This is a genomic window from Burkholderia sp. S-53 (assembly GCF_025560745.1).
Lineage (GTDB): Bacteria > Pseudomonadota > Gammaproteobacteria > Burkholderiales > Burkholderiaceae > Burkholderia > Burkholderia pyrrocinia.
The window spans coordinates 2,700,717-2,721,743 of record NZ_CP090483.1; the positions used below are offsets into that span (position 1 = coordinate 2,700,717).

The window sequence follows — 21,027 nt, forward strand, 5'->3', positions numbered from 1 at the left end:
TCGCTTCAAGTGTTGAGATAGGACGAAACGCCGGCCGTTCATGCGCTCCGCCGCCCGGCCGAGTATACGGGGCGCGGCGCAGGCACGTGAAGTCCGGCCGCCGCCGTCCGCATTGTGAACTCGAATACCCAAGGATCGCCTGCCCATGCCCGCCCTGATCGAAGACTACGCCCTCGTCGGCGACGGCCACACCGCCGCGCTGATCGCGAAAGACGGCTCCGTCGACTGGCTGTGCTGGCCCCGCTTCGATTCGGGCGCCTGCTTCGCGGCGCTCGTCGGCACGCCCGAGCACGGCCGCTGGCTGCTCGCGCCGGCCGCCGACGCCGCGATCACGCACACGACCCGCCGCTATCGCGGCGACACGCTGATTCTCGAAACCGATTACGAAAGCGCCGACGGCGCCGTCACCGTGATCGACTTCATGCCGCCCGGCAACGGCTGGTCCGAACTCGTGCGGATCGTCGTCGGCCGCCACGGCACGATGAAGATGCGCATGGAACTCGTGTTGCGCTTCGACTACGGCTTCTCGATCCCGTGGGTCACGCAACTGACCCGCGAGGACGGCATGAAGGCGATCGCCGGCCCCGACACCGTCGTGCTGCGCACGCCGGTGCCGCTGACCGGCAAGAATCTTCATACGCTTGCGGAATTCACGGTGAGCGCCGACGAACGCGTGCCGTTCTCGCTCAGCTATGCGGCCTCGCACCTGCGGCTGCCGCCCGCGCGCGATCCGCTGTCGATGCTCGCGCGCACCGAGAACTACTGGCTCGAATGGTCGGGCCGCTGCCAGGTGCAGGGCCGCTACGCGGCCGCCGTGCGCCGTTCGCTGATCACGCTGAAGGCGCTCGCCTACGAGCCGACCGGCGGCATCGTCGCGGCGCCGACCACGTCGCTGCCCGAGAAGATCGGCGGCAACCGCAACTGGGACTACCGCTACTGCTGGCTGCGCGACGCGACGATCACGCTGCTCGCGCTGATGCGCGGCGGCCATTTCGACGAGGCGCGCGCGTGGCGCTCGTGGCTCGGCCGCGTGATGGCCGGTTCGCCCGAGCAGATCCAGATCATGTACGGGATCGCCGGCGAACGCCGGCTGCCGGAAATGGAGCTCGACTGGCTGCCCGGCTATCAGGATTCGAAGCCGGTACGCATCGGCAACGGCGCCGCGAACCAGCTCCAGCTCGACGTGTTCGGCGAGGTGATGGCCGCGCTGCACCTCGCACGCGTGGGCGGCCTGCAGGCCGACGACACGGTCTGGTCCGTGCAGTGCGCGCTGCTCGACCATCTCGAGAAGATCTGGCGGGAACCCGACGAGGGAATCTGGGAAACGCGCGGCGGCCGCCGCCATTTCACGTTCTCGAAGGTGATGGCGTGGGTCGCGTTCGACCGCGCGATCAAGTCGGCGGAGATGTTCCGGCTGCCCGGCTCGCTTGACCGCTGGCGCGCGCTGCGCGAGCAGATCCATGCCGACGTTTGCGACAACGCGTGGCACGAAGGCAAGCAGGCGTTCGCGCAGAGCTACGGCAGCGACGAACTCGACGCGAGCGTGCTGCTGATGCCGCTGCTCGGCTTCCTGCCGCCGGAAGACCCGCGCATCGTCGGCACCGTCGACGCGATCGAGCGGGAATTGCTGCACGACGGCCTCGTGATGCGCTACCGCACGACCGACTACGACGACGGCCTGCCGCCCGGCGAAGGCACGTTTCTCGCATGCAGCTTCTGGCTGGTCGACAATTACGCGCTGCTCGGCCGGATCGACGACGCGCACCGCCTGTTCAGCCGGCTGCTGTCGCTGTCGAACGATCTCGGGCTGCTCGCGGAGGAGTACGACCCGGTCGCCGGGCGGCTCGTCGGCAACTTCCCGCAGGCGTTCTCGCACGTGGCGCTCGTGCATACCGCGATGAACCTGATGCACCACGAAGACGCGATGGCGCGCGCGGCCGGCCAGCCCGCGCCGGCGATGGCCACCGGGCGCTGAACGGGGCACGGGCGGCTTGTTCAGAGCGCCCCCGGACCTGTCGCTTCGCGCCAGGCCCCCCGAGGGGGTCAAGAAAACTTGGGGCGGCCCAGCGCTTTCTTGAGAGAACGTCAAATCGCAAAATTATGATGAAAAATCGGGGAAATGTTGCATTGCACCACCCATCGTTGTCCGATATGATCGACGCGATTGTCCGGCCGCAGTGCAACATGGCCGGCCGCTGACCCCCACGGCACGCCGCGACGCCCCACGCCGCCCTTGCGCACCGTCCCCCACGCGGGAGTAGTCTGCATGCTTTACCAACTGCACGAATTCCAGCGGGCCATGCTGAGCCCGCTCACGGCCTGGGCCCAGGCCGCCTCCAAATCGTTCGCCAATCCGTCCAGCCCGTTCTCGCTGATGCCGGGCGCGACGCGGATGGCCGCCGCCTACGAACTGATGTACCGGCTCGGCAAGGATTACGAGAAGCCCGAATTCAACCTTCATCAGATCGTCAAGGACGGCCACAACATCCCGATCGTCGAGCAGACGATCGTCGAGAAGCCGTTCTGCCGGCTGCTGCGTTTCAAGCGCTATTCGGACGACGCCGACGCCGTCACGCAACTGAAGGACGAGCCGGTCGTGCTGGTCTGCGCGCCGCTGTCGGGCCACCACTCGACGCTGCTGCGCGACACGGTGCGCACGCTGCTGCAGGATCACAAGGTCTACATCACCGACTGGATCGACGCGCGGATGGTGCCGGTCGAGACCGGCCCGTTCCACCTGCACGACTACATCGCGTACATCCAGGAATTCATCCGTCACATCGGCGCGCGCAACCTGCACGTGATCTCGGTGTGCCAGCCGACGGTGCCGGTGCTCGCGGCGATCTCGCTGATGGCGAGCCGCGGCGAGGATACGCCGCTCACGATGACGATGATGGGCGGCCCGATCGACGCGCGCCGCAGCCCGACGTCGGTGAACTCGCTCGCGACGCAGCACTCGACCGCGTGGTTCGAGAACAACGTGATCCACACGGTGCCCGCGAACTATCCGGGCGAAGGCCGCCAGGTCTATCCGGGCTTCCTGCAGCACACGGGCTTCGTCGCGATGAACCCGGAACGGCACGCGCAATCGCACTGGGATTTCTACCAGAGCCTGCTGCGCGGCGACGAGGACGACGCCGAAGCGCACCGCCGCTTCTACGACGAGTACAACGCGGTGCTCGACATGGCCGCCGAGTATTACCTCGAGACGATCCGCGTCGTGTTCCAGGAATTCCGGCTGGCCGAAGGCACGTGGGATGTCGCCGGCGAGCGCGTGCGCCCGCAGGACATCAGGCACACCGCGCTGATGACGATCGAGGGCGAACTCGACGACATCTCGGGCAGCGGCCAGACGCACGTCGCGCACGAGCTGTGCACGGGCATCCCGCAAGATCATCGCCGCAGCCTGACCGCCGAGAAATGCGGTCACTACGGGATCTTCTCGGGCCGCCGCTGGCGCACGATCATCTACCCGCAGTTGCGCGACTTCATCCGCGAGCATGCGCCGGAGCCGAAGAACGGCGCGACGAAGGATCGCCCCGAGGCGGCCGCGACGCTGACGGCAGTGCCGGTCATCGACACGCCGGCTGAAACGACGCGTGCCACCGCGGCGAAGCGCACGCGCGCGAAGGCAACGGCCACGGCCGCCGCGCCCGCGAAGGCCGCACCGGCCGCGAAGCGCGCAAGCAGCAGCCCGCGCGCAAAAGCCGTGCGCACGCGCAAGGCCGCCTGACGCACCGCGTTCCGACGAAAAAACGCCGCCGTTGCCTGCGCACGGCGGCGTTTTTACATCCGGCGGCGAATGATCGCCGCGTCAGCGCCGCAGCAGATACGCGAGCAGCACCTCGGTGTTCATCCGGACCATCTCCGCGCGCTCGTCGGTGTCGGTGAAGTCGCGGCCGAGCGTCGCGGCGAGCGTGAAGCGGTTCGACACGATGTAGTAGCCGAGCCCCGACAGCGTCACATAGAAGCGCAGCGGATCGACGTCGCTACGGAACAGCCCGGCCTTCTGGCCGCGCATCAGCACGTTGCCGAGCTTCGCGACGATCGGCGACATCATCTCGCGGATTCGCGTCGACTTGTGCAGGTAGCGCGCTTCGTGCAGGTTCTCGTTGTTGATGAGCCTGAGCAACTCGGGGTGGTCGCGGTAGTAGTCCCAAACGAAATGCGCGAGCCGCGTGACGGCTTCGACCGGCGCGACGCCGTCGAGATCGAGCACGCGCTCGGCCTCGGTCAGCGCGGAGAACGCGTGTTCGAGCACGGCCGTAAACAACTGCTCCTTGCTGCCGAAGTAGTAATAGAGCATGCGCTCGTTGGTTTCGGCCCGGCGCGCAATCTGGTCGACACGTGCGCCGAACAGCCCTCCACTCGCGAACTCTTCGGCTGCCGCCATCAGGATGCGACGGCGCGTACCTTCAGGATCTCTTTTGATTTTTGGCTGATTCATGGTGGCGTTTTGCTATGTGAGCCGCTTGATCCGGACCGGCACCCCCACCGCCTCGGCGCCGGCCGCCCTGGAACGGGCGCGCCGCGTACGGCCGCCCTCCTGCTGAGCCCCTGCAAAAAAGCGGTTCGATTATGCGCACAGACGGCTTCCAGCGCAATGCGGGAAATCGGCGATAATCGAGCTTTGGCAAACCTTTCCGGCCGCGCCGCGCGCGGCCGAGAGCCATTCGGCGCCGCTGCGCCCGTTGTCACCGTGACCGACTCCAAAACACTCGCGGATCGCATCGAAGATCTGCTTCCCCAGACGCAATGCACGAAGTGCGGCTATAACGGCTGCCGTCCGTATGCCGAGGCCATCGCCGCCGGCGACGCGAACTACAACCAGTGTCCGCCCGGCGGCGCTGAAGGCATTGCGCGCCTCGCCGGCCTGCTCGGCAAGCCGGTGATTCCGCTGAACCCCGTCAACGGCAGCGAGCACCCGCGCGCGGTCGCATTCATCGACGAAAACCTGTGCATCGGCTGCACGCTGTGCATGCAGGCGTGCCCGGTCGACGCGATCGTCGGCGCGCCGAAGCAGATGCACACGATCATCGAGTCGCTTTGCACCGGCTGCGACCTGTGCGTGCCGCCGTGCCCTGTCGACTGCATCGCGATGCTGCCCGTGACCGGCGATCGCACGGGCTGGGACGCATGGTCGCAAGAGCAGGCCGACGCCGCGCGCGAACGCCATGACCTCCGGCTCGCCCGCCAGCGCCGCGAGCGCGAGGCCGCCGAAGCGCGCGCCGCCGCCCGCCGCGCGGCCAGTGCCAGTGCTGCGAAGCCGGCCGCGGAACAACCCGGAGCACCGCCCGACGCGCCGGCCGCCGCACCGGCCGCCGACGATGCCGACGCGAAGAAGCGCGCGATCATCGCCGCCGCGCTCGAACGCGCGCGCAAGAAGAAGGAAGAACTCTCCGGGCAAGGCGCCGGGCCGAAGAACACCGAAGGCGTAAGCGCAGCCGTCCAGGCGCAGATCGACGCGGCCGAGGCCCGCCGCAAACGGCTCGCCGAACAGCAGGCGCAGCGCGACGCCGACGCCGCGGCGGATGGCAACGACCACGACGCAGGCAACGACGACCAAGGCGGCCCGTCCGCGCCGCCCGACCAGAACGCTCCATGAACGCCAGCAAACGACGCGCGATCTACGAAACGCTGCAGAGCCTCAATCCGCATCCGACCACCGAGCTCGAATACTCGACGCCGTTCGAGTTGCTGATCGCCGTGATGCTGTCCGCGCAGGCGACCGACGTGTCGGTCAACAAGGCGATGCGGAAGATGTTTCCGGTCGCGAATACCCCGCGACAAATCGTCGCGCTTGGCGAGGAAGGCGTCACCGAGTACATCAAGACGATCGGTCTCTACCGGACCAAGGCGAAGAACGTGGTCGCCACGTGCCGGATCCTGCTCGATAGCTACGACGGCGAGGTGCCGGCCGATCGCGAAGCGCTCGAAAGCCTGCCCGGCGTCGGCCGCAAGACCGCGAACGTCGTGCTGAACACCGCATTCGGCCAGCCGACGATCGCGGTCGACACGCATATCTTCCGTGTTGCGAATCGCACGGGGCTCGCGCCGGGCAAGGACGTGCGGGCCGTCGAGGCCGCGCTCGAGAAGTTCACGCCGAAGGAATACCTGCAGGACGCCCATCACTGGCTGATCCTGCACGGGCGCTATGTGTGCAAGGCCCGCAAGCCCGAATGCTGGCACTGCGCGATCGAGCCGCTGTGCGAATTCAGGCCGAAGACGCCGCCGCCCAACGAGTAAACGTCAGGCGCGACAGAGATGCACCGGGCCGGCCGACCGAACCGGTCCGGCACTACCCACCCCGTAGCCGACGTCGCAACGCCAGCGCCCTTCCCCTCCCCGACTACGCGTTGGACGTCGCGGTCGCATCGTCGGCCGCCGCGCCGCCCGCGCGCACGAGCGCCAGCACGGCCGCAAGGATCGCGACGCCGCCCGCCCACTGCAGCGGCGACAATGCTTCACCGAACAGCAGCGCCGCGAGCGCGACCGTCACGACCGTCACGACCGGCTCGAGCGTCGACAGCATCGACGTGCGCGCGGCCCCGAGCCGCTCGAGCCCGGCGAAGAACGCAAGCATGGCCGCAACCGTCGAGACGAGCGCGATCGCGAGCATCGATGCCCAGCCGCCGGCCGTCGCGGGCCAGCGCGGCGGCGCGCCGAACGCCGCGGTCCGCACGACGGCGATCGCCACGAGCGTCGCGGTCGCCGACAGGCAGATGATCGCGGTGGTCGCGAGCGGATCGACGCCGCGCGTCGCCTTCGTGCCGCCGACGATGTACAGCGAATAGATCACCGCGGCCGCCAGCGCGAGCGCGATCCCGAGCGGCTCGCCGTGCCCGCCGCCGACCATCAGCGCCGAGCCCGCGACGCACAGCACGAGCGCGACGGCCTTCGCGCGTGTGAGGCGCTCGCCGAGCCACCACGCGGCCAGCAGCGTGACGAACGCCGGATACAGGTACAGCAGCAGCGCGACGAGGCTCGCCTGCGCGTGCTGCAGCGCGCTGAAATAGCAGAACGACTGGCCGACGTAGCCGAGCGCGCCCATCGCCACGAGCGGCGCGAGCGCGCGCCCGCGCGGCCACGCGACGCGGCGGTGGCGCGCGATCGCGGCGAGCACCGCACCGCCGATCGCGAAGCGCACGATCAGCAGCCCGAGCACGTCGACGCCGGCCGCGTATGCGTAGCGGCCGAAGATCGCCATCGCACCGAACGCGGCGGCGGACAACGCGACGTAGAGCGTGCCCTGGAGAGCAGCGGACGATGAGCGAGCGGTGGCGGTCATGACGGAACGGATGAGAACGGTGCGGTGACTGGAAACGTCGGAGTTTAGCGGCGCGGCGGCCACGAGCCTAGCCCGCGCTTACCCGTTCCGCTGCCCCGGTACGGAACAGCCGCAACCGGCGGCAACCGACCATCACCGCGCCCCCGCGCATCCGCACCGCCAGGCCGACCGCCCCGCCACCGCTGCCGCACCAACCGCACCAACCGCTCCAGCCCGCCGCCAGCGCCGTCCGCCGACCCGGCGTACAATGCGCGACGCGGCATGACGCCGCCCGAATCACGACGTTTCCCCACCATGTTCAATCCAAGCCGCGACGAAGTCCGTCGCTTTTTCACCGAGACCTGGCGCAAGCAGCGCGCGGGCGAGATCCTGACGCCGCTGGAAGCGATCGCGGCCGACTGGATCGTCGAGCATCCCGAATACCACGCCGAACTCGACGATGCCGACGGCGCGGCCGCGCGCAACTACACGCCCGAGGAAGGTCGCACGAACCCGTTCCTGCACCTGTCGATGCATCTCGCGATCAGCGAGCAACTGTCGATCGACCAGCCGCCCGGCATCCGCGCCGCGCACGACAAGCTGGCCGCGAAGCTCGACTCGACCCACGACGCGCAGCACGCGATCATGGAATGCCTCGGCGAGACGATCTGGGAAGCGCAACGCACCAACACGCCGCCCGATACCGACGCGTACCTGCAGCGCATCCTGCGCCGCGCGTCGCGCGACTGAGCGCGGCGCCGGGCCGCGGACAAAAAAATACCCCGCCTCGGCGGGGTATTCTTGCTGCGCGGGCCTGTCCGGCCCGTCGCGCTTACTTCTTGAACACGAGATCGGTCTCTTTCAGCGATTCGATGTAGGACGCGATGTCCTTCATGTCGCTGACCGACAGGCTCTGCACCTGCGCCTGCATGATCGCGTTGTTGCGGCCGAGCAGCGGGTTCGTCAGCCCCATCTGGTACTGGCGCATCGCCCACACGAGGTAGTCGGCATGCTGGCCGGCAAGGCGCGGATATTCGGCGTTGATCGGCTTGTTCATCTGCGCGCCGTGGCAGGCCGCGCAGTTGTGCGATTCGACCAGTTCCTTGCCCTTCGTGATGTCCGCTGCGTGCGCGGTACCGATCGCGAGGCCGGCCGCCAGTGCAACCGCCGCCGTCTTGAATGCGTTGTTCATGAATGCTCCTGTCCCGCCGGAGAGATCGGCGGCGCGCGCTTTACTTGTAGGGATTGTCCTTCGTGTCGGCCTTCTGGACGGCATAGTAGGCCGCCAGATCCGCGATGTCCTGGTCCGTCAGCGAACCGGCGATCGCGTTCATCGACGGGAAGTGACGATCCTTCTTGCGATAGGCCTTCAGCGCGTTCTCGAGATATTGCTGGTTCTGGCCGCCGAGGACAGGCACCCGGTAGACCTCCGGGTACGCCGCGCGGTAGTCCTGGATGCCGTGGCAACCGATGCACATGGCGGCCTTGCTCGCCCCGTCCTTCGGGTTGCCGACCACACCGGCCGCCTGCGCGCTGCCCGCGAGCGCCACGAGCGCTGCGACAACGACGTGTTTGCCGACGAATTTGTTCATAGCTCTTGTAACCTAGCTTGAGGGGAAACTGGCGCCAAAGCGGCAACGGCCCGCGCCGTTTTGCTTATCGGATCGCCACGCAGGCCAAAAAAAACGGCCAGATTGTACCGCGTCGGCGGGGAAGGCGTCCACAAGGCGCCCCGGTGCGCCCCGCCACAGCCCCGCTACGATACGCGGGCGCGGCCCAACCGCACAGCCCTTCTGACTTATACTGGGTTTTTTTCCCGATGAAGAAGAGCGCCGCCATGCGTTTCGAAGGGTCCTCGCACTACGTCGCCACCGACGATCTGAAGCTCGCGGTCAATGCCGCACTGACGCTGCAACGCCCGCTGCTGATCAAGGGCGAGCCCGGCACCGGCAAGACCATGCTCGCCGAGGAAGTGGCGGCCGCGCTCGACATGCCGCTGTTGCAGTGGCACATCAAGTCCACGACGAAAGCGCAGCAGGGCCTGTACGAATACGACGCCGTGTCGCGGCTGCGCGACTCGCAGCTCGGCGACGAGCGCGTGAAGGACATCTCGAACTACATCGTCAAGGGCGTGCTGTGGCAGGCGTTCGACGCCGAGCACCCGAGCGTGCTGCTGATCGACGAGATCGACAAGGCCGACATCGAATTCCCGAACGACCTGCTGCGCGAGCTCGACCGGATGGAATTCCACGTGTACGAGACGCGCGAGACGGTCCGCGCGAAGCACCGCCCGCTCGTCATCATCACGTCGAACAACGAGAAGGAGCTGCCCGACGCGTTCCTGCGCCGCTGCTTCTTCCACTACATCCAGTTTCCCGACCCGTCGACGATGCAGAAGATCGTCGCGGTCCACTTCCCCGACATCCGCGAGGCGCTGCTGCGCGCGGCGCTCGAGAGTTTCTTCGAATTGCGCGGCGTGTCGGGCCTGAAGAAGAAGCCGTCGACGTCCGAACTGCTCGACTGGCTGAAGCTGCTGCTCGCCGAGAACATCCCGGCCGACGCGCTGCGCGGCGTGGATGCGAAGCAGATCGTGCCGCCGCTCGCGGGCGCGCTGCTGAAGAACGAGCAGGACCTGAGCCTGCTCGAACGCCTCGTCTACATGAACCGGCACAACCGGTAATCCTCCCCCACCCGCGAAGGCCCGGCCATGCTGCTCAATTTCTTCTACGCGCTGCGCGCAGCCAAGCTGCCCGTCTCGGTGAAGGAATACCTGACGCTGCTCGAAGCGCTGAAGGCCGGGCTGATCTCGCCGTCGATCGACGCGTTCTACTTCCTCGCGCGGATGACGCTCGTCAAGGACGAGCAGTACTTCGACAAGTTCGACCAGGCGTTCGGCGCGTATTTCCACGGCGTGTCCGCGCTGCCGACCGACGCGTTCGACATCCCGCTCGAGTGGCTCGAGAAGCGTCTCGAACGCGAGCTGTCGCCGGAGGAAAAGGCGCAGATCGAAGCGATGGGCGGGCTCGACAAGCTGATGGAGCGTCTGAAGGAACTGCTCGACGAGCAGAAGGAACGCCACGAAGGCGGCAACAAGTGGATCGGCACGGGCGGCACGTCGCCGTTCGGGCACGGCGGCTACAACCCGGAAGGCGTGCGCATCGGCGGCCCGTCGAACGGCAACCGCACCGCGGTGAAGGTATGGGAAGCGCGCGCGTACCGCGACTACGACGATTCCGTCGAGATCGGCACGCGCAACATCAAGGTCGCGCTGCGGCGGCTGCGTCGCTTCGCGCGCGAAGGCGCGGCCGAGGAGCTCGACCTGCCCGGCACGATCCGCAGCACGGCCGCGAACGCCGGCTGGCTCGACCTGCGGATGGTGCCCGAGCGCCACAACAACGTGAAGGTGCTGATGCTGCTCGACGTCGGCGGCTCGATGGACGACCACATCAAGCGCACCGAAGAGCTGTTCTCCGCCGCGAAGGCCGAATTCAAGCACCTGGAATTCTTCTACTTCCACAACTGCGTGTACGACCACCTGTGGAAGAACAACCGCCGCCGCCACTCGGAGCGCACCGCGACGTGGGACGTGCTGCACAAGTTCACGCCCGACTACAAGCTGATCTTCGTCGGCGACGCGACGATGAGCCCGTACGAAGTGCTGCAGCCCGGCGGCTCGGTCGAATACAACAACCCCGAAGCCGGCGCCGTGTGGCTGCGGCGCCTCGCCGACCAGTTCCCCCATCATGCATGGCTGAACCCCGAGCCCGAGCGGCTATGGGAATACCGGCAGTCGGTCGCGGTCATCCGCGACCTGCTCGGCCATCGCATGTATCCGCTCACGCTCGCCGGCCTCGAAACCGCGATGCGCGCACTCAGCAAGTAACGACACCACCCAGCAGACACGAAGGCCGCGTCCGGGCGGCCTCCCCCCGGAGATAGCATGAACCCCTTGCCCACCGCGAGCGCTGGCCGCGCCGGCGGCCGCCGCTTTTTCGCCGATACATCCGTCTCGGCGCTCGTCGCCGGTTTCGTCGCGATGATGACGGGCTACACGAGTTCGCTCGTGCTGATGTTCCAGGCCGGCCGCGCCGCCCACCTCACCGATGCGCAGATCTCGTCGTGGATCTGGGCGCTGTCGATCGGCATGGCGCTGACGACGATCGGCCTGTCGCTGCGCTTTCGCGCGCCCGTCGTCGTCGCATGGTCGACGCCCGGCGCCGCGCTGTTGATCGCGTCGCTGCCCGGCGTGCCCTACGCCGAGGCGATCGGCGCGTTCGTCGTGTGTGCGCTGCTGCTGACGGCCATCGGCGTGAGCGGCCTGTTCGACACGCTGATGCGCCGGATTCCGGCCGGCATCGCCGCCGCGCTGCTCGCGGGCATCCTGTTCGAGATCGGCATCGAGATCTTCCGCGCCGCGCAGTTCCAGACCGCGCTCGTGCTCGCGATGTTCTTCACGTACCTGATCGTCAAGCGGCTCGCGCCGCGCTATGCGATTCCGACGACGCTGATCGTCGGCACGGCGGTGGCCGGCGGCCTCGGCCTGCTCGACTTCAGCCGCTTCCACATCGCGCTCGCGCAGCCCGTGTTCACGATGCCCGCGTTCTCGATCGCGTCGATCGTCAGCATCGGCATTCCGCTGTTCGTCGTCGCGATGGCGTCGCAGAACGTGCCGGGCATCGCGGTGCTGCGCGCGGACGGCTACCAGACGCCGTCGTCGCCGCTGATCGCGACGACCGGCCTCGCGTCGCTGCTGCTCGCGCCGTTCGGCTCGCACGGCGTGAACCTCGCGGCGATCACGGCCGCGATCTGCACCGGGCCGGAAGCGCACGAGGATCATGCGAAGCGCTACACGGCCGCCGTGTGGTGCGGCACGTTCTACCTGGTCGCCGGGATCTTCGGCGCGACGATCGCCGCGCTGTTCGCAGCGCTGCCGAAGGCGCTCGTCGTGTCGGTCGCCGCACTCGCGCTGTTCGGCTCGATCATGAGCGGGCTCGCGAACGCGATGCAGGACGTGAAGCAGCGCGAAGCCGCGCTCGTCACGTTCATGGTCACCGCGTCGGGCCTCACGCTGCTGTCGATCGGCTCGGCGTTCTGGGGGCTCGTCGCGGGGATCGTCACGCAGGTGATCCTGAACGCGCGACGCCCCGCGTGACGCGGCTCGCCGCCCGCTGCGGCGGTTGCCGTGCACGCCCCGGGACGTCCCAAAACGTGCCCGACACGAATCGGGCCTAAAATGATGGATCGAAAGCGGCGCCCGGCGCCGCTTCGCTTCGCCGCCGCGCTCGCGCGGCCCGTGAGAACCCGGCGCCCCGCGCCCTTCTTCCGAATCGCCATGACTACCGCACTCGACCAGCTGAAGCAGTACACGACCGTCGTCGCCGACACGGGCGACTTCCAGCAGCTTGCGCAATACAAGCCGCAGGACGCGACCACGAACCCGTCGCTGATCCTGAAGGCCGTCCAGAAGGATGCGTACAAGCCGATCCTCGAGAAAACCGTCCGCGATCATCGCAACGAAAGCACCGACTTCATCATCGACCGCCTGCTGATCGCGTTCGGCACCGAAATCCTGAAGCTGATCCCGGGCCGCGTGTCGACCGAGGTCGACGCGCGCCTGTCGTTCGACACGCAGCGCTCGATCGACAAGGGCCGCGAGCTCATCAAGCTGTACGAAGCAGCCGGCATCGGCCGCGAGCGCATCCTGATCAAGCTCGCGTCGACGTGGGAAGGCATCCGCGCGGCCGAGGTGCTGCAGAAGGAAGGGATCAAGTGCAACATGACCCTGCTTTTCTCGCTCGTGCAGGCCGCCGCGTGTGCGGAAGCCGGCGCGCAACTGATCTCGCCGTTCGTCGGCCGCATCTACGACTGGTACAAGAAGCAGGCCGGCGCGGAATGGGATGAAGCGAAGGACGGCGGCGCGAACGATCCGGGCGTGCAGTCGGTGCGCCGCATCTACACGTATTACAAGACCTTCGGCTACCACACCGAAGTGATGGGCGCGAGCTTCCGCACGACCAGCCAGATCACCGAACTCGCCGGCTGCGACCTGCTGACGATCAGTCCCGACTTGCTGCAGAAACTGCAGGACAGCAACGAGACGGTCTCGCGCAAGCTGTCGCCGGAAGCGCTGCAGGACAAGCCGTCCGACCGGGTCGCGATCGACGAGGCATCGTTCCGCTTCCAGTTGAACGACGAAGCGATGGCGACCGAAAAGCTCGCCGAAGGCATCCGCGTGTTCGCCGCCGATGCGGTGAAGCTCGAGAAGCTGATCGACGGGCTGCGCTGAATCGTGCCGCGCGTCAGCGGCTGTCAGCAACACTGACAACAGCCGTCAGCATGCGCGCCGCAAACGGCCGCGAACGTGATGTTCGCGGCCGTTTTTATTTTTCACGCCATCGTCAAGCACGCGCACTACAATCCACGTCACGGGTGCGCCGGCCGCCTCTCGACGTGCCCCTTCCCAGTCAATCTTGCACGACGCCGAACCCGTGCCGGTGCGCGGGCCCGGTCCATTACAGGAGACAACGATGCAAGTTCAACCGTATCTGACGTTCTACGGTCGCGCCGACGAAGCCCTTCAGTTCTACGAAAAGGCGCTGGGCGCGAAGACCATGTTCAAGATGCACTTCAAGGATGCGCCGCCGAATCCCGAACACGCGATCACGCCCGAGATGGCCGACAAGGTGATGCATGCGAGCTTCACGATCGGCGACTCGATGATCATGTGCTCGGACGGCGACTGCAGCCAGCCGGGCGGCACGCACGCCGGCTATTCGCTGTCGCTGAACCCGGCGACGGTCGAGGAAGGCCAGAAGCTGTTCAATGCGCTCGCCGACGGCGGCGAAGTGACGATGCCGTTCGGCAAGACGTTCTGGGCGCTCGGCTTCGGGATGGCGAAGGACCGTTTCGGCGTGCACTGGATGGTCAACGTCGAGGACCTGTCGCAGCGCGCGCAGGGCTGACGCAAAAAAACGCCCGCCACCGGGAGGTGGCGGGCGTTTTCATTTCCGCGCGTCGTCCGTCTCAGCTTTCGACGACGTCGAGATAGTCCTCCGGCCGCGTGCGATCCTCCGCATGCGCCATGCCCATCACGCGCACCAGCACGCTCACCGCCACCGACACCACCAGGTTCACGATCAGCGACCACACGGCCGCGTAGCCGGGAATCGCGAGGCCGAACAGGTGGATCGTGAAGATCGAGCTCGCGAGCTTCAGCGACACCGCCATCCACGTGCCGCACACGATGCCGGCCGCCCAGCCGACCAGCAGGCCGCGATGGTCGAGCAGCCGCGTGTACAGGCCGAGCACGATCGCGGGCAGCGTCTGGATGATCCAGATCCCGCCGAGCAGCTGCAGCTGGATCGCGTAGGTCAGCGGCAGCCCGAGGATGAACGCGACCGCGCCGACCTTCACGATCAGCGAAGTGAGCTTCGCGACGTGCGTCTCCTGGTCGTGCGTCATGTTGCGGTTCACGAACTCGCGGTGGATGTTGCGCGTATAGAGGTTCGCGGCCGCGATCGACATGATCGCCGCCGGCACCAGCGCGCCGATGCCGATCGCCGCGAACGCGACGCCGGTGAACCATGACGGGAAATACTCGAGGAACAGCGCGGGCACCGCGAAGTTCGGGCCGAACGCCTTGAAGTACGGCGCGTACTGCGGCATGTCCTTCACGCCCGCCGCGAGCGCCATGTAGCCGAGCAGCGCGAGCAGGCCGAGCACGAACGAGTAAGCGGGCAGCATCGCCATGTTGCGGCGGATCGAGTTGCCCGACGACGACGACAGGATCGCCGTGACCGAGTGCGGATACAGGAACAGCGCGAGCGCCGAGCCGATCGCGAGCGTCACGTACGCGCTGTAGCCGTTCAGGCTCGCCGCGTCCGGCGCCTTCAGCAACAGCTTCGCCGGCGGCACGCTCGCGAAGATGTGCCCGAAGCCGCCGAGCTTCGCGGGAATCACGATGACCGCCGCGGCGATCGTGATGTAGATCAGGATGTCCTTCACGATCGCGATCATCGCGGGCGCGCGCAGCCCCGACGTGTACGTGTACGCGGCGAGGATCGCGAACGCGATGATCAGCGGCAGATCGCCGACGAAGCCGGTCGTGTCGAAACCGAGCGCGCCGATCACGACCTCGATGCCGACGAGCTGCAGCGCGATGTACGGCATCGTCGCGAGGATGCCCGTCACCGCGATCGCGAGTGCGAGCATCCGGCTGCCGTAGCGCGCGTTGACGAAGTCGGCGGCCGTCACGTAGCCGTGCCGCTTCGCGATGCTCCACAGCTTCGGGAACACGACGAACGCGAACGGATAGATCAGGATCGTGTACGGCAGCGCGAAGAAGCCCATCGCGCCGGCGCCGAACACGAGCGCGGGCACCGCGACGAACGTATATGCGGTGTAGAGGTCGCCGCCGAGCAGGAACCACGTGACGATCGTGCCGAAGCGGCGTCCGCCGAGGCCCCATTCGTCGAGATGGGCGAGATCGCCGCGCCGCCAGTTCGCGGCCAGGAAGCCGATGATCGTGACACCGATGAAGAGCAGGACGAAGACGAAGGTTGCGCCGAGATTCATCGCGCACCTCCTTGCGGGCCGCTCGCCTTCCACGCGTTCTTGGTCTTGAAGTACACGAACGCGGTGATCACCGCGCTAATGAAGACCCAAAGCAGCTGGTACCAGTAGAAGAACGGAAAGCCGAACCATTGCGGATCGACCTTGTTGTACGACGGCACCCAGACCATCGCGATCAGCGGCAGCACCAGCAGCCAGAGCCAGCGCTTCGCGGCCCGGTTGGCGTCGGCATCGTGAGCCATGACGTCTCCTCATCTTTCCCGGTTATCGATCTTGTTGAGCGGGTACGGCGGCGAGAGGAGCGGCAAAACGGGTAGGCTGCGGCTCCGCTGGCTTCGCGCCAGTATAGGAGCCGCGAGCACGCGGTCAAGCGGGGGCGAACCCGAGGTGATCCGCCCCTTGTCCCGCGGTTGCACCGGCATGCCGCCGGTGCATGAAGCGTCAGATCGCGAACGAGGTATCGCGTGCGCCGGTTGTTTCTTTCAAAGCTTTCACCCACTTGCGCGCGGGCAGCTTCAGCGTGTCCTCGATCAGCTTCGCACGCGCGTCGAGCTGCGCGAACGGCACGTCGAGCGCGGGGCCCGAGAACGCGATCGCGATCCGGTTGCCGTCGTGCACTTCGGGCAGCGCGATCACGCGGTGATCGAACGCCGCGTTCAAATGCTTCATGTTGCGCACGAAGCTCGGATGATCGCCGAACAGGTTGATCGTCGCGATGCCCGCGTCGGCGAGGCAGCCGCGCACCGCGCGGTAGAACGCGACGCTGTCGAGCACCGGGCCGCGCGCGGTCGCGTCGTACAGGTCGATCTGGATCGCGCCCGTCGTGCCGCGGTTGGCCGGATCGTTGACGAAATCCCATGCGTCGGCTTCGTGCACGGCGAGGCGCGCGTCGTCGGGCGGCATCGCGAACATCGTGCGCGCGGCGACGATCACGGCCGGGTTCAGTTCGACGGCCTCGACCTTCGCGTGCGGCAGGAAGCGGTGCGAGAACTTGGTCAGCGCGCCGGTGCCGAGCCCGAGCTGGACGATCCGCTCGGGCGTTTCGAGGAACAGCAGCCACGCCATCATCTGCTGTGCGTATTCGAGTTCGATATGCAGCGGCTTCGAAATCCGCATCGCACCCTGCACCCATTCGGTGCCGAAGTGCAGGAAGCGCACGCCACCCTCTTCGGAGAACGTAACGGGCGCGAAGCGCGGCTTGCGCGGTGCTTCGAGCACGGGCACGTCGTCGTGTTCGTCGATGTCCGGGCGGCGCTTCACGCGCGGCGGCTGGAGTTTGTCGGAGCCGTTGTAGGAGGACGGCTTGCCTTGCTTGAACGCACGCGCCTCGGCGGACGCGCGCTTGATCAGTCGGGTCATGATTGAATCTCGCTGGGTGATGCTGGATGAGCGGACGAGAGGATAGCATTGGTGCCGGGTGGCGCCAGCGGAGACAGATTCACCGCTACGCGCCGTTGATCGGTCGGCGTGCACCCTTGGTCGGCGTGAACGATAATGCATCGCAACCGTGTTGGAGGAAGTTATCCGATGAAGACCGCCACCTTTCCATCCGTCCACGTCGAGCCGGAACTGCTTGCCGCTGCCGAACGCGTCCTGGGTGACGGCGAAACGCTATCGAGCTTCGTCGAGCAATCGATCCGTGAAGGCATCGAGCGTCGCCGGCTTCGAAGCGAGTTCATTGCACGCGGCATTGCATCCCGCGACCACGCGATGCACGCGGACCAGTATGTTTCGTCATCCGTCGTGCTCGAACGGCTGCAACGCCGGCTCGATGCGATGCGCGATCGTCAGCAGCGAGTTCGCTGACGGAACGATTCGCGCCACAACCGTCGGACGACGAGGAACCACATGGCCTCGAACGACAAGAAGATCTGGTTTCCGGCCAAGCGCTACGGATGGGGATGGGGGTTGCCGGTCGCGTGGCAAGGCTGGATCGTGCTGCTGCTGTTCGGGATCGGGGTCGTCGCCAGCGCGTGGCTGCTGCCACCGCACGAATCGCCGTTCGCGTACGGCGCATGCATTGTGGTGTTGTCCGCGATGCTGATCGCCGTATGCTGGATCAAGGGCGAAAAGCCCGGGTGGAGATGGGGCAAGGACGATTGAGCGTCGGGAGCGAGCCCGCCCTCCGTGGCGCTCATACCGGCGTCAGCCGCGAATCCCCCGCCACTGCACCAGCTTCTGCTCGAACGACAGCATCGCATTCGCCGGGCTCGACGAAGGCAGCACCAGCGTCTCGTACCCGGCCCTGCCGATCACGTCGGCAAACCGCCCTGCCGTCTTGCCGTTGAAGCACACGCGCTTCAGCAGCGGCGCATGCTCCCGCAGCGAATCGAAATCGTTCGGCTCCGCGTTGCGGATCGCCGAATCGAGGCTGCCCTCGCGATGGCACGCGGCAAGCACGTCCCAGATACCGATCCCGTGCGTCAGCACGCGTTCGAGCCGTTCCTCGTACGCAAGCTCGTGCAGCCCGTGCTCGCCGAGCACCGTGCCGAGCAGCCGCCAGAACTGGTTGCGCGGATGCGCGTAATACTGCGCGGCATCGAGCGATGCCTCGCCCGGAAAGCTGCCGAGGATCATCGTATGCGTATTCGGCCCGACCACCGGCCCGAAGCCCTGCAGCATCACGCGTCTCCGCCCGAGCACGTCCCGTCGCCGTACGCGTCGAGATGACGCCACAACGCCGGCAGCATGCACTCGGTGACCATCAGCGGTTTGCCGTGACGCTGGAACACCGAGCGCCGCGCGGCGAACGCATGCGGCGGGCGCGCGCCCGCGCCAAGCGCATGGCTCGCGAGCGCGTACAGCGGATGGCCGGCGATCACGCGCCGGCTGACGAGCGCCGAGCGCTCGACCTGCGGATCGCTGTACAGCAGCTCCGCGAGCGGCCGCGTGCGCAGCCGCCGCATTGCCTGCCACACGCCCTTGCTGGCGGCGAGCGGCACGATGCTGTGCGCGGCGACGTACGGCGTACCGTCGACCGACAGGATCACCTCGCGCACCCACATCGGCGCGCGCGGCGAACTGGCGAGCGCGTCGGGCTCGTCGAACCACGCGCAGTCGACGGCCTCGCGCGTCACGCGCACGTTCACGCGACCGAGCCGCGCGAGATGCGCGGTCAGCGATCCGCCGCGCGTCAGCCAGTCGCGCTGGTCGAGCGTGCAGCCAGGCCGCGGCGTCTCGCGCCAGCCGGCCTGTCCGCCGTCGAATCGCATGCGCACGTTCACGCGGCGCGCGACAGCAGCAGCGCGTTGGTCCGCTTCACGAAGCTCGCCGGATCGTCGAGCATGCCGCCTTCGGCCAGCAGTGCCTGGTCGAACAGCAGATGGCACCAGTCGCCGAAATCGGCGCTGTCGGAGTTCAACTGCTTCACGAGCGCATGGTCGGGGTTGATCTCGAGGATCGGCTGCATCGCCGGCGCGTTCTGGCCGGCCGCCTTCAGCATCCGCTGCAGGTAACCGCTCATGTCGTTGTCGTCCGCGACGAGGCACGACGGCGAATCGGTCAGGCGGAACGTGACGCGCACTTCCTTCACCTTGTCGCCGAGCGCTTCCTTCATCTTCTCGACGACAGGCTTGATCGCCTCGCCCGCCTGTTCCTGCGCCTTCTTCTCTTCGTCGTTCAGCTCGCCGAGATCGAGGTCGCCGCGTGCGACGCTCGCGAGCGGCTTGCCGTCGAATTCATTGAGGAACGACAGCATCCATTCGTCGACGCGATCGGTCAGCAGCAGCACCTCGACGCCCTTCTTGCGGAACACCTCGAGATGCGGGCTGTTCTTCGCGGCCTGCCATGCGTCGGCCGTCACGTAGTAGATCTTGCTCTGCTCGGGCTTCATGCGCGACACGTAGTCGGCGAGCGACACGTCCTGCGCGTCGGTATCGCCGTGCGTCGACGCGAAGCGCAGCAGCTTCGCGATGCGCTCGCGGTTCGCGTGATCCTCGCCGAGGCCTTCCTTCAGCACCTGGCCGAATGCGCCCCAGAACGTCTTGTACTTCTCCTTGCCGGCATCCTCTTCCGCGTTCGCGAGCTCTTCGAGCATCGACAGCGCGCGCTTCGTCACGCCTTCGCGAATCGCCTTCACGTCGCGGCTTTCCTGCAGGATCTCGCGCGACACGTTCAGCGGCAGGTCGGCCGAATCGACGACGCCCTTCACGAAGCGCAGGTATTGCGGCAGCAGCTGCTCGGCGTCGTCCATGATGAACACGCGCTTCACGTACAGCTTCAGGCCGCCGCGATAATCGCGGTTCCACAGGTCGAACGGCGCGTGCGACGGCACGAACAGCAGTTGCGTGTATTCGCTGCGGCCCTCGACGCGGTTATGCGTCCACGTGAGCGGATCCTGGTGGTCGTGCGCGACGTGCTGGTAGAACTGCGTGTACTGCTCGTCGGTGATGTCGCTCTTCGAACGCGTCCACAGCGCGCTCGCCTGGTTGACCGTCTCGTCCTCGTCCTTCAGGACCATCTCGCCCTTCTCCTGATCCCATTCTTCCTTCTGCATCAGGATCGGCAGCGCGATGTGGTCGGAGTACTTCTGGATGATCGACTTCAGGCGATGCGACGACAGCAGCTCGTCCTCGCCTTCGCGCAGGTGCAGCGTGATCGTCGTGCCGCGCTGCGCGCGCTCGATCGCGTCGATCGTGAAATCGCCCTCGCCCGCGCTTTCCCAGCGCACGGCTTCGTTCGCCGGCAGGCCCGCGCGGCGCGTCTCGACGGTGATCTTGTCGGCGACGATGAAACCCGAGTAGAAGCCGACGCCGAACTGGCCGATCAGCGCCGCATCCTTCTGCTGGTCGCCGGACAGCTTCGTGAAGAATTCCTTGGTGCCCGAACGCGCGATCGTGCCGAGGTTCGCGATCGCCTCGTCGCGGCTCATGCCGATGCCGTTGTCGTCGATCGTGATCGTGCGCGCGGCCTTGTCGTAGCCGATGCGGATGCGCAGGTTCGGATCGTTCTCGTACAGCGCGTTGTCCGCGAGCCCCTCGAAACGCAGCTTGTCGGCCGCGTCGGACGCGTTCGACACCAGTTCGCGCAGGAAGATTTCCTTGTTGCTGTAGAGCGAATGGATCATCAGGTGGAGGAGTTGCTTGACCTCTGCCTGAAAGCTCATCGTTTCGTGTGCCATGGATGCTGTTTCCTCTTACTTGAACTTGAATGATGTGGCGCAGGCGCCCGGCGTGCGATGCCGGCAAGCC

At 66.9% G+C, this 21,027-nt stretch carries 22 protein-coding genes; 12 read left to right on the forward strand and 10 right to left on the reverse strand.

The window, feature by feature from the left end; genetic code table 11:
* Positions 1 to 145 precede the first annotated feature (145 nt).
* Together LXM88_RS17455 and LXM88_RS17460 are read left to right on the forward strand one after the other, a co-directional pair.
* Positions 146 to 1,975 carry a glycoside hydrolase family 15 protein gene (locus LXM88_RS17455; RefSeq protein WP_262535299.1) on the forward strand — a complete coding sequence of 610 codons (1,830 nt, stop codon included), beginning with the start codon at positions 146 to 148 and terminating at the stop codon, positions 1,973 to 1,975.
* 291 nt (positions 1,976 to 2,266) lie between these two features.
* Positions 2,267 to 3,733 (forward strand): polyhydroxyalkanoate depolymerase, encoded by a 1,467-nt coding sequence (locus LXM88_RS17460; protein ID WP_262535300.1) that lies wholly within the window; start codon positions 2,267 to 2,269, stop codon positions 3,731 to 3,733.
* An 81-nt stretch (positions 3,734 to 3,814) separates the two neighbouring features.
* Here the strand turns inward: LXM88_RS17460 and LXM88_RS17465 are convergent, their stop codons facing one another.
* Positions 3,815 to 4,447 (reverse strand): TetR family transcriptional regulator, encoded by a 633-nt coding sequence (locus tag LXM88_RS17465; RefSeq protein WP_047898676.1) that lies wholly within the window; start codon positions 4,445 to 4,447, stop codon positions 3,815 to 3,817.
* A 156-nt stretch (positions 4,448 to 4,603) separates the two neighbouring features.
* Here LXM88_RS17465 and rsxB point away from each other — a divergent pair, with 156 nt between their 5' ends.
* Together rsxB and nth are read left to right on the forward strand one after the other, a co-directional pair.
* A complete protein-coding gene (gene rsxB / locus LXM88_RS17470; RefSeq protein WP_262542868.1) occupies positions 4,604 to 5,605 on the forward strand; it encodes an electron transport complex subunit RsxB in 1,002 nt (333 codons plus the stop codon).
* Positions 5,602 to 6,246 (forward strand): endonuclease III, encoded by a 645-nt coding sequence (nth, locus tag LXM88_RS17475; RefSeq protein WP_262535303.1) that lies wholly within the window; start codon positions 5,602 to 5,604, stop codon positions 6,244 to 6,246. Before rsxB ends, nth begins: the two co-directional genes overlap by 4 nt.
* A gap of 103 nt (positions 6,247 to 6,349) precedes the next feature.
* Here nth and LXM88_RS17480 read toward each other — a convergent pair whose 3' ends face one another.
* Entirely contained in the window at positions 6,350 to 7,288 is a 939-nt protein-coding gene (locus LXM88_RS17480) for a DMT family transporter (protein WP_262535304.1), read from the reverse strand.
* Between the two features lie 261 nt (positions 7,289 to 7,549).
* Between LXM88_RS17480 and LXM88_RS17485 the strand changes: the two genes are divergently transcribed.
* Positions 7,550 to 8,017, forward strand: a complete 468-nt coding sequence (locus LXM88_RS17485) for a DUF1841 family protein (protein WP_412524110.1) — start codon at positions 7,550 to 7,552, stop codon at positions 8,015 to 8,017.
* Positions 8,018 to 8,099: 82 nt separating this feature from the next.
* Here the strand turns inward: LXM88_RS17485 and LXM88_RS17490 are convergent, their stop codons facing one another.
* Positions 8,100 to 8,459 (reverse strand): c-type cytochrome, encoded by a 360-nt coding sequence (locus LXM88_RS17490; RefSeq protein ID WP_047898680.1) that lies wholly within the window; start codon positions 8,457 to 8,459, stop codon positions 8,100 to 8,102.
* 40 nt (positions 8,460 to 8,499) lie between these two features.
* Complete coding sequence (locus LXM88_RS17495; RefSeq protein ID WP_011352793.1) at positions 8,500 to 8,859, reverse strand: c-type cytochrome; 360 nt, start codon at positions 8,857 to 8,859, stop codon at positions 8,500 to 8,502.
* A gap of 245 nt (positions 8,860 to 9,104) precedes the next feature.
* Here LXM88_RS17495 and LXM88_RS17500 point away from each other — a divergent pair, with 245 nt between their 5' ends.
* The 5 genes from LXM88_RS17500 (at position 9,105) to LXM88_RS17520 (ending at position 14,229) form a co-directional block, all read left to right on the forward strand.
* On the forward strand, positions 9,105 to 9,947 hold the full coding sequence (locus LXM88_RS17500) for an AAA family ATPase (RefSeq protein ID WP_047901028.1): 843 nt from the start codon (positions 9,105 to 9,107) through the stop codon (positions 9,945 to 9,947).
* Between the two features lie 27 nt (positions 9,948 to 9,974).
* Positions 9,975 to 11,150, forward strand: coding sequence for a vWA domain-containing protein (locus tag LXM88_RS17505; protein ID WP_262535317.1), 1,176 nt, complete (start codon positions 9,975 to 9,977; stop codon positions 11,148 to 11,150).
* A 57-nt stretch (positions 11,151 to 11,207) separates the two neighbouring features.
* Positions 11,208 to 12,419, forward strand: a complete 1,212-nt coding sequence (locus LXM88_RS17510) for a benzoate/H(+) symporter BenE family transporter (protein WP_262535318.1) — start codon at positions 11,208 to 11,210, stop codon at positions 12,417 to 12,419.
* Between the two features lie 180 nt (positions 12,420 to 12,599).
* Entirely contained in the window at positions 12,600 to 13,553 is a 954-nt protein-coding gene (tal, locus tag LXM88_RS17515; RefSeq protein ID WP_262535320.1) for a transaldolase, read from the forward strand.
* A gap of 241 nt (positions 13,554 to 13,794) precedes the next feature.
* Positions 13,795 to 14,229, forward strand: a complete 435-nt coding sequence (locus LXM88_RS17520; protein WP_096471447.1) for a VOC family protein — start codon at positions 13,795 to 13,797, stop codon at positions 14,227 to 14,229.
* A 61-nt stretch (positions 14,230 to 14,290) separates the two neighbouring features.
* Here the strand turns inward: LXM88_RS17520 and mctP are convergent, their stop codons facing one another.
* The 3 genes from mctP to LXM88_RS17535 form a co-directional block, all read right to left on the reverse strand.
* Entirely contained in the window at positions 14,291 to 15,841 is a 1,551-nt protein-coding gene (mctP, locus tag LXM88_RS17525; protein ID WP_047898685.1) for a monocarboxylate uptake permease MctP, read from the reverse strand.
* On the reverse strand, positions 15,838 to 16,080 hold the full coding sequence (locus tag LXM88_RS17530) for a DUF3311 domain-containing protein (protein ID WP_047898686.1): 243 nt from the start codon (positions 16,078 to 16,080) through the stop codon (positions 15,838 to 15,840). The genes mctP and LXM88_RS17530 overlap by 4 nt, the downstream gene beginning before the upstream one ends.
* A gap of 199 nt (positions 16,081 to 16,279) precedes the next feature.
* Entirely contained in the window at positions 16,280 to 17,197 is a 918-nt protein-coding gene (locus LXM88_RS17535; protein WP_262535324.1) for a spermidine synthase, read from the reverse strand.
* Between the two features lie 168 nt (positions 17,198 to 17,365).
* Here LXM88_RS17535 and LXM88_RS17540 point away from each other — a divergent pair, with 168 nt between their 5' ends.
* Entirely contained in the window at positions 17,366 to 17,644 is a 279-nt protein-coding gene (locus LXM88_RS17540) for a YlcI/YnfO family protein (RefSeq protein WP_262535325.1), read from the forward strand.
* A gap of 42 nt (positions 17,645 to 17,686) precedes the next feature.
* The gene (locus tag LXM88_RS17545; RefSeq protein WP_262535327.1) at positions 17,687 to 17,941 is read left to right on the forward strand and encodes a hypothetical protein; all 255 of its coding nucleotides are present in this window, start codon (positions 17,687 to 17,689) and stop codon (positions 17,939 to 17,941) included.
* Between the two features lie 42 nt (positions 17,942 to 17,983).
* Here the strand turns inward: LXM88_RS17545 and LXM88_RS17550 are convergent, their stop codons facing one another.
* From LXM88_RS17550 to htpG, 3 genes are read right to left on the reverse strand one after another with little or no spacing between them, the layout of a single operon-like run.
* Positions 17,984 to 18,460, reverse strand: coding sequence for a DNA-deoxyinosine glycosylase (locus LXM88_RS17550; protein WP_262535329.1), 477 nt, complete (start codon positions 18,458 to 18,460; stop codon positions 17,984 to 17,986).
* Positions 18,460 to 19,050 (reverse strand): chorismate--pyruvate lyase family protein, encoded by a 591-nt coding sequence (locus LXM88_RS17555; RefSeq protein ID WP_262535331.1) that lies wholly within the window; start codon positions 19,048 to 19,050, stop codon positions 18,460 to 18,462. Before LXM88_RS17555 ends, LXM88_RS17550 begins: the two co-directional genes overlap by 1 nt.
* 8 nt (positions 19,051 to 19,058) lie before the next feature.
* Complete coding sequence (htpG, locus tag LXM88_RS17560; protein WP_262535333.1) at positions 19,059 to 20,957, reverse strand: molecular chaperone HtpG; 1,899 nt, start codon at positions 20,955 to 20,957, stop codon at positions 19,059 to 19,061.
* Between the last annotated feature and the right edge of the window lie 70 nt (positions 20,958 to 21,027).

Bases quoted from the DNA above. Each gene is read 5' to 3' on its own strand.
- LXM88_RS17535 (WP_262535324.1), bottom strand. From the start codon at position 17,197: ATGACCCGACTGATCAAGCGCGCGTCCGCCGAGGCGCGTGCGTTCAAG.
- htpG (WP_262535333.1), bottom strand. From the start codon at position 20,957: ATGGCACACGAAACGATGAGCTTTCAGGCAGAGGTCAAGCAACTCCTC.
- LXM88_RS17480 (WP_262535304.1), bottom strand. From the start codon at position 7,288: ATGACCGCCACCGCTCGCTCATCGTCCGCTGCTCTCCAGGGCACGCTC.
- LXM88_RS17510 (WP_262535318.1), top strand. From the start codon at position 11,208: ATGAACCCCTTGCCCACCGCGAGCGCTGGCCGCGCCGGCGGCCGCCGC.
- LXM88_RS17505 (WP_262535317.1), top strand. From the start codon at position 9,975: ATGCTGCTCAATTTCTTCTACGCGCTGCGCGCAGCCAAGCTGCCCGTC.
- LXM88_RS17540 (WP_262535325.1), top strand. From the start codon at position 17,366: ATGAAGACCGCCACCTTTCCATCCGTCCACGTCGAGCCGGAACTGCTT.
- rsxB (WP_262542868.1), top strand. From the start codon at position 4,604: ATGCGGGAAATCGGCGATAATCGAGCTTTGGCAAACCTTTCCGGCCGC.
- LXM88_RS17500 (WP_047901028.1), top strand. From the start codon at position 9,105: ATGCGTTTCGAAGGGTCCTCGCACTACGTCGCCACCGACGATCTGAAG.
- LXM88_RS17485 (WP_412524110.1), top strand. From the start codon at position 7,550: ATGACGCCGCCCGAATCACGACGTTTCCCCACCATGTTCAATCCAAGC.
- tal (WP_262535320.1), top strand. From the start codon at position 12,600: ATGACTACCGCACTCGACCAGCTGAAGCAGTACACGACCGTCGTCGCC.
- LXM88_RS17495 (WP_011352793.1), bottom strand. From the start codon at position 8,859: ATGAACAAATTCGTCGGCAAACACGTCGTTGTCGCAGCGCTCGTGGCG.
- nth (WP_262535303.1), top strand. From the start codon at position 5,602: ATGAACGCCAGCAAACGACGCGCGATCTACGAAACGCTGCAGAGCCTC.
- LXM88_RS17530 (WP_047898686.1), bottom strand. From the start codon at position 16,080: ATGGCTCACGATGCCGACGCCAACCGGGCCGCGAAGCGCTGGCTCTGG.
- LXM88_RS17490 (WP_047898680.1), bottom strand. From the start codon at position 8,459: ATGAACAACGCATTCAAGACGGCGGCGGTTGCACTGGCGGCCGGCCTC.
- LXM88_RS17460 (WP_262535300.1), top strand. From the start codon at position 2,267: ATGCTTTACCAACTGCACGAATTCCAGCGGGCCATGCTGAGCCCGCTC.
- mctP (WP_047898685.1), bottom strand. From the start codon at position 15,841: ATGAATCTCGGCGCAACCTTCGTCTTCGTCCTGCTCTTCATCGGTGTC.
- LXM88_RS17555 (WP_262535331.1), bottom strand. From the start codon at position 19,050: ATGCGATTCGACGGCGGACAGGCCGGCTGGCGCGAGACGCCGCGGCCT.
- LXM88_RS17520 (WP_096471447.1), top strand. From the start codon at position 13,795: ATGCAAGTTCAACCGTATCTGACGTTCTACGGTCGCGCCGACGAAGCC.
- LXM88_RS17465 (WP_047898676.1), bottom strand. From the start codon at position 4,447: ATGAATCAGCCAAAAATCAAAAGAGATCCTGAAGGTACGCGCCGTCGC.
- LXM88_RS17455 (WP_262535299.1), top strand. From the start codon at position 146: ATGCCCGCCCTGATCGAAGACTACGCCCTCGTCGGCGACGGCCACACC.
- LXM88_RS17545 (WP_262535327.1), top strand. From the start codon at position 17,687: ATGGCCTCGAACGACAAGAAGATCTGGTTTCCGGCCAAGCGCTACGGA.
- LXM88_RS17550 (WP_262535329.1), bottom strand. From the start codon at position 18,460: ATGCTGCAGGGCTTCGGGCCGGTGGTCGGGCCGAATACGCATACGATG.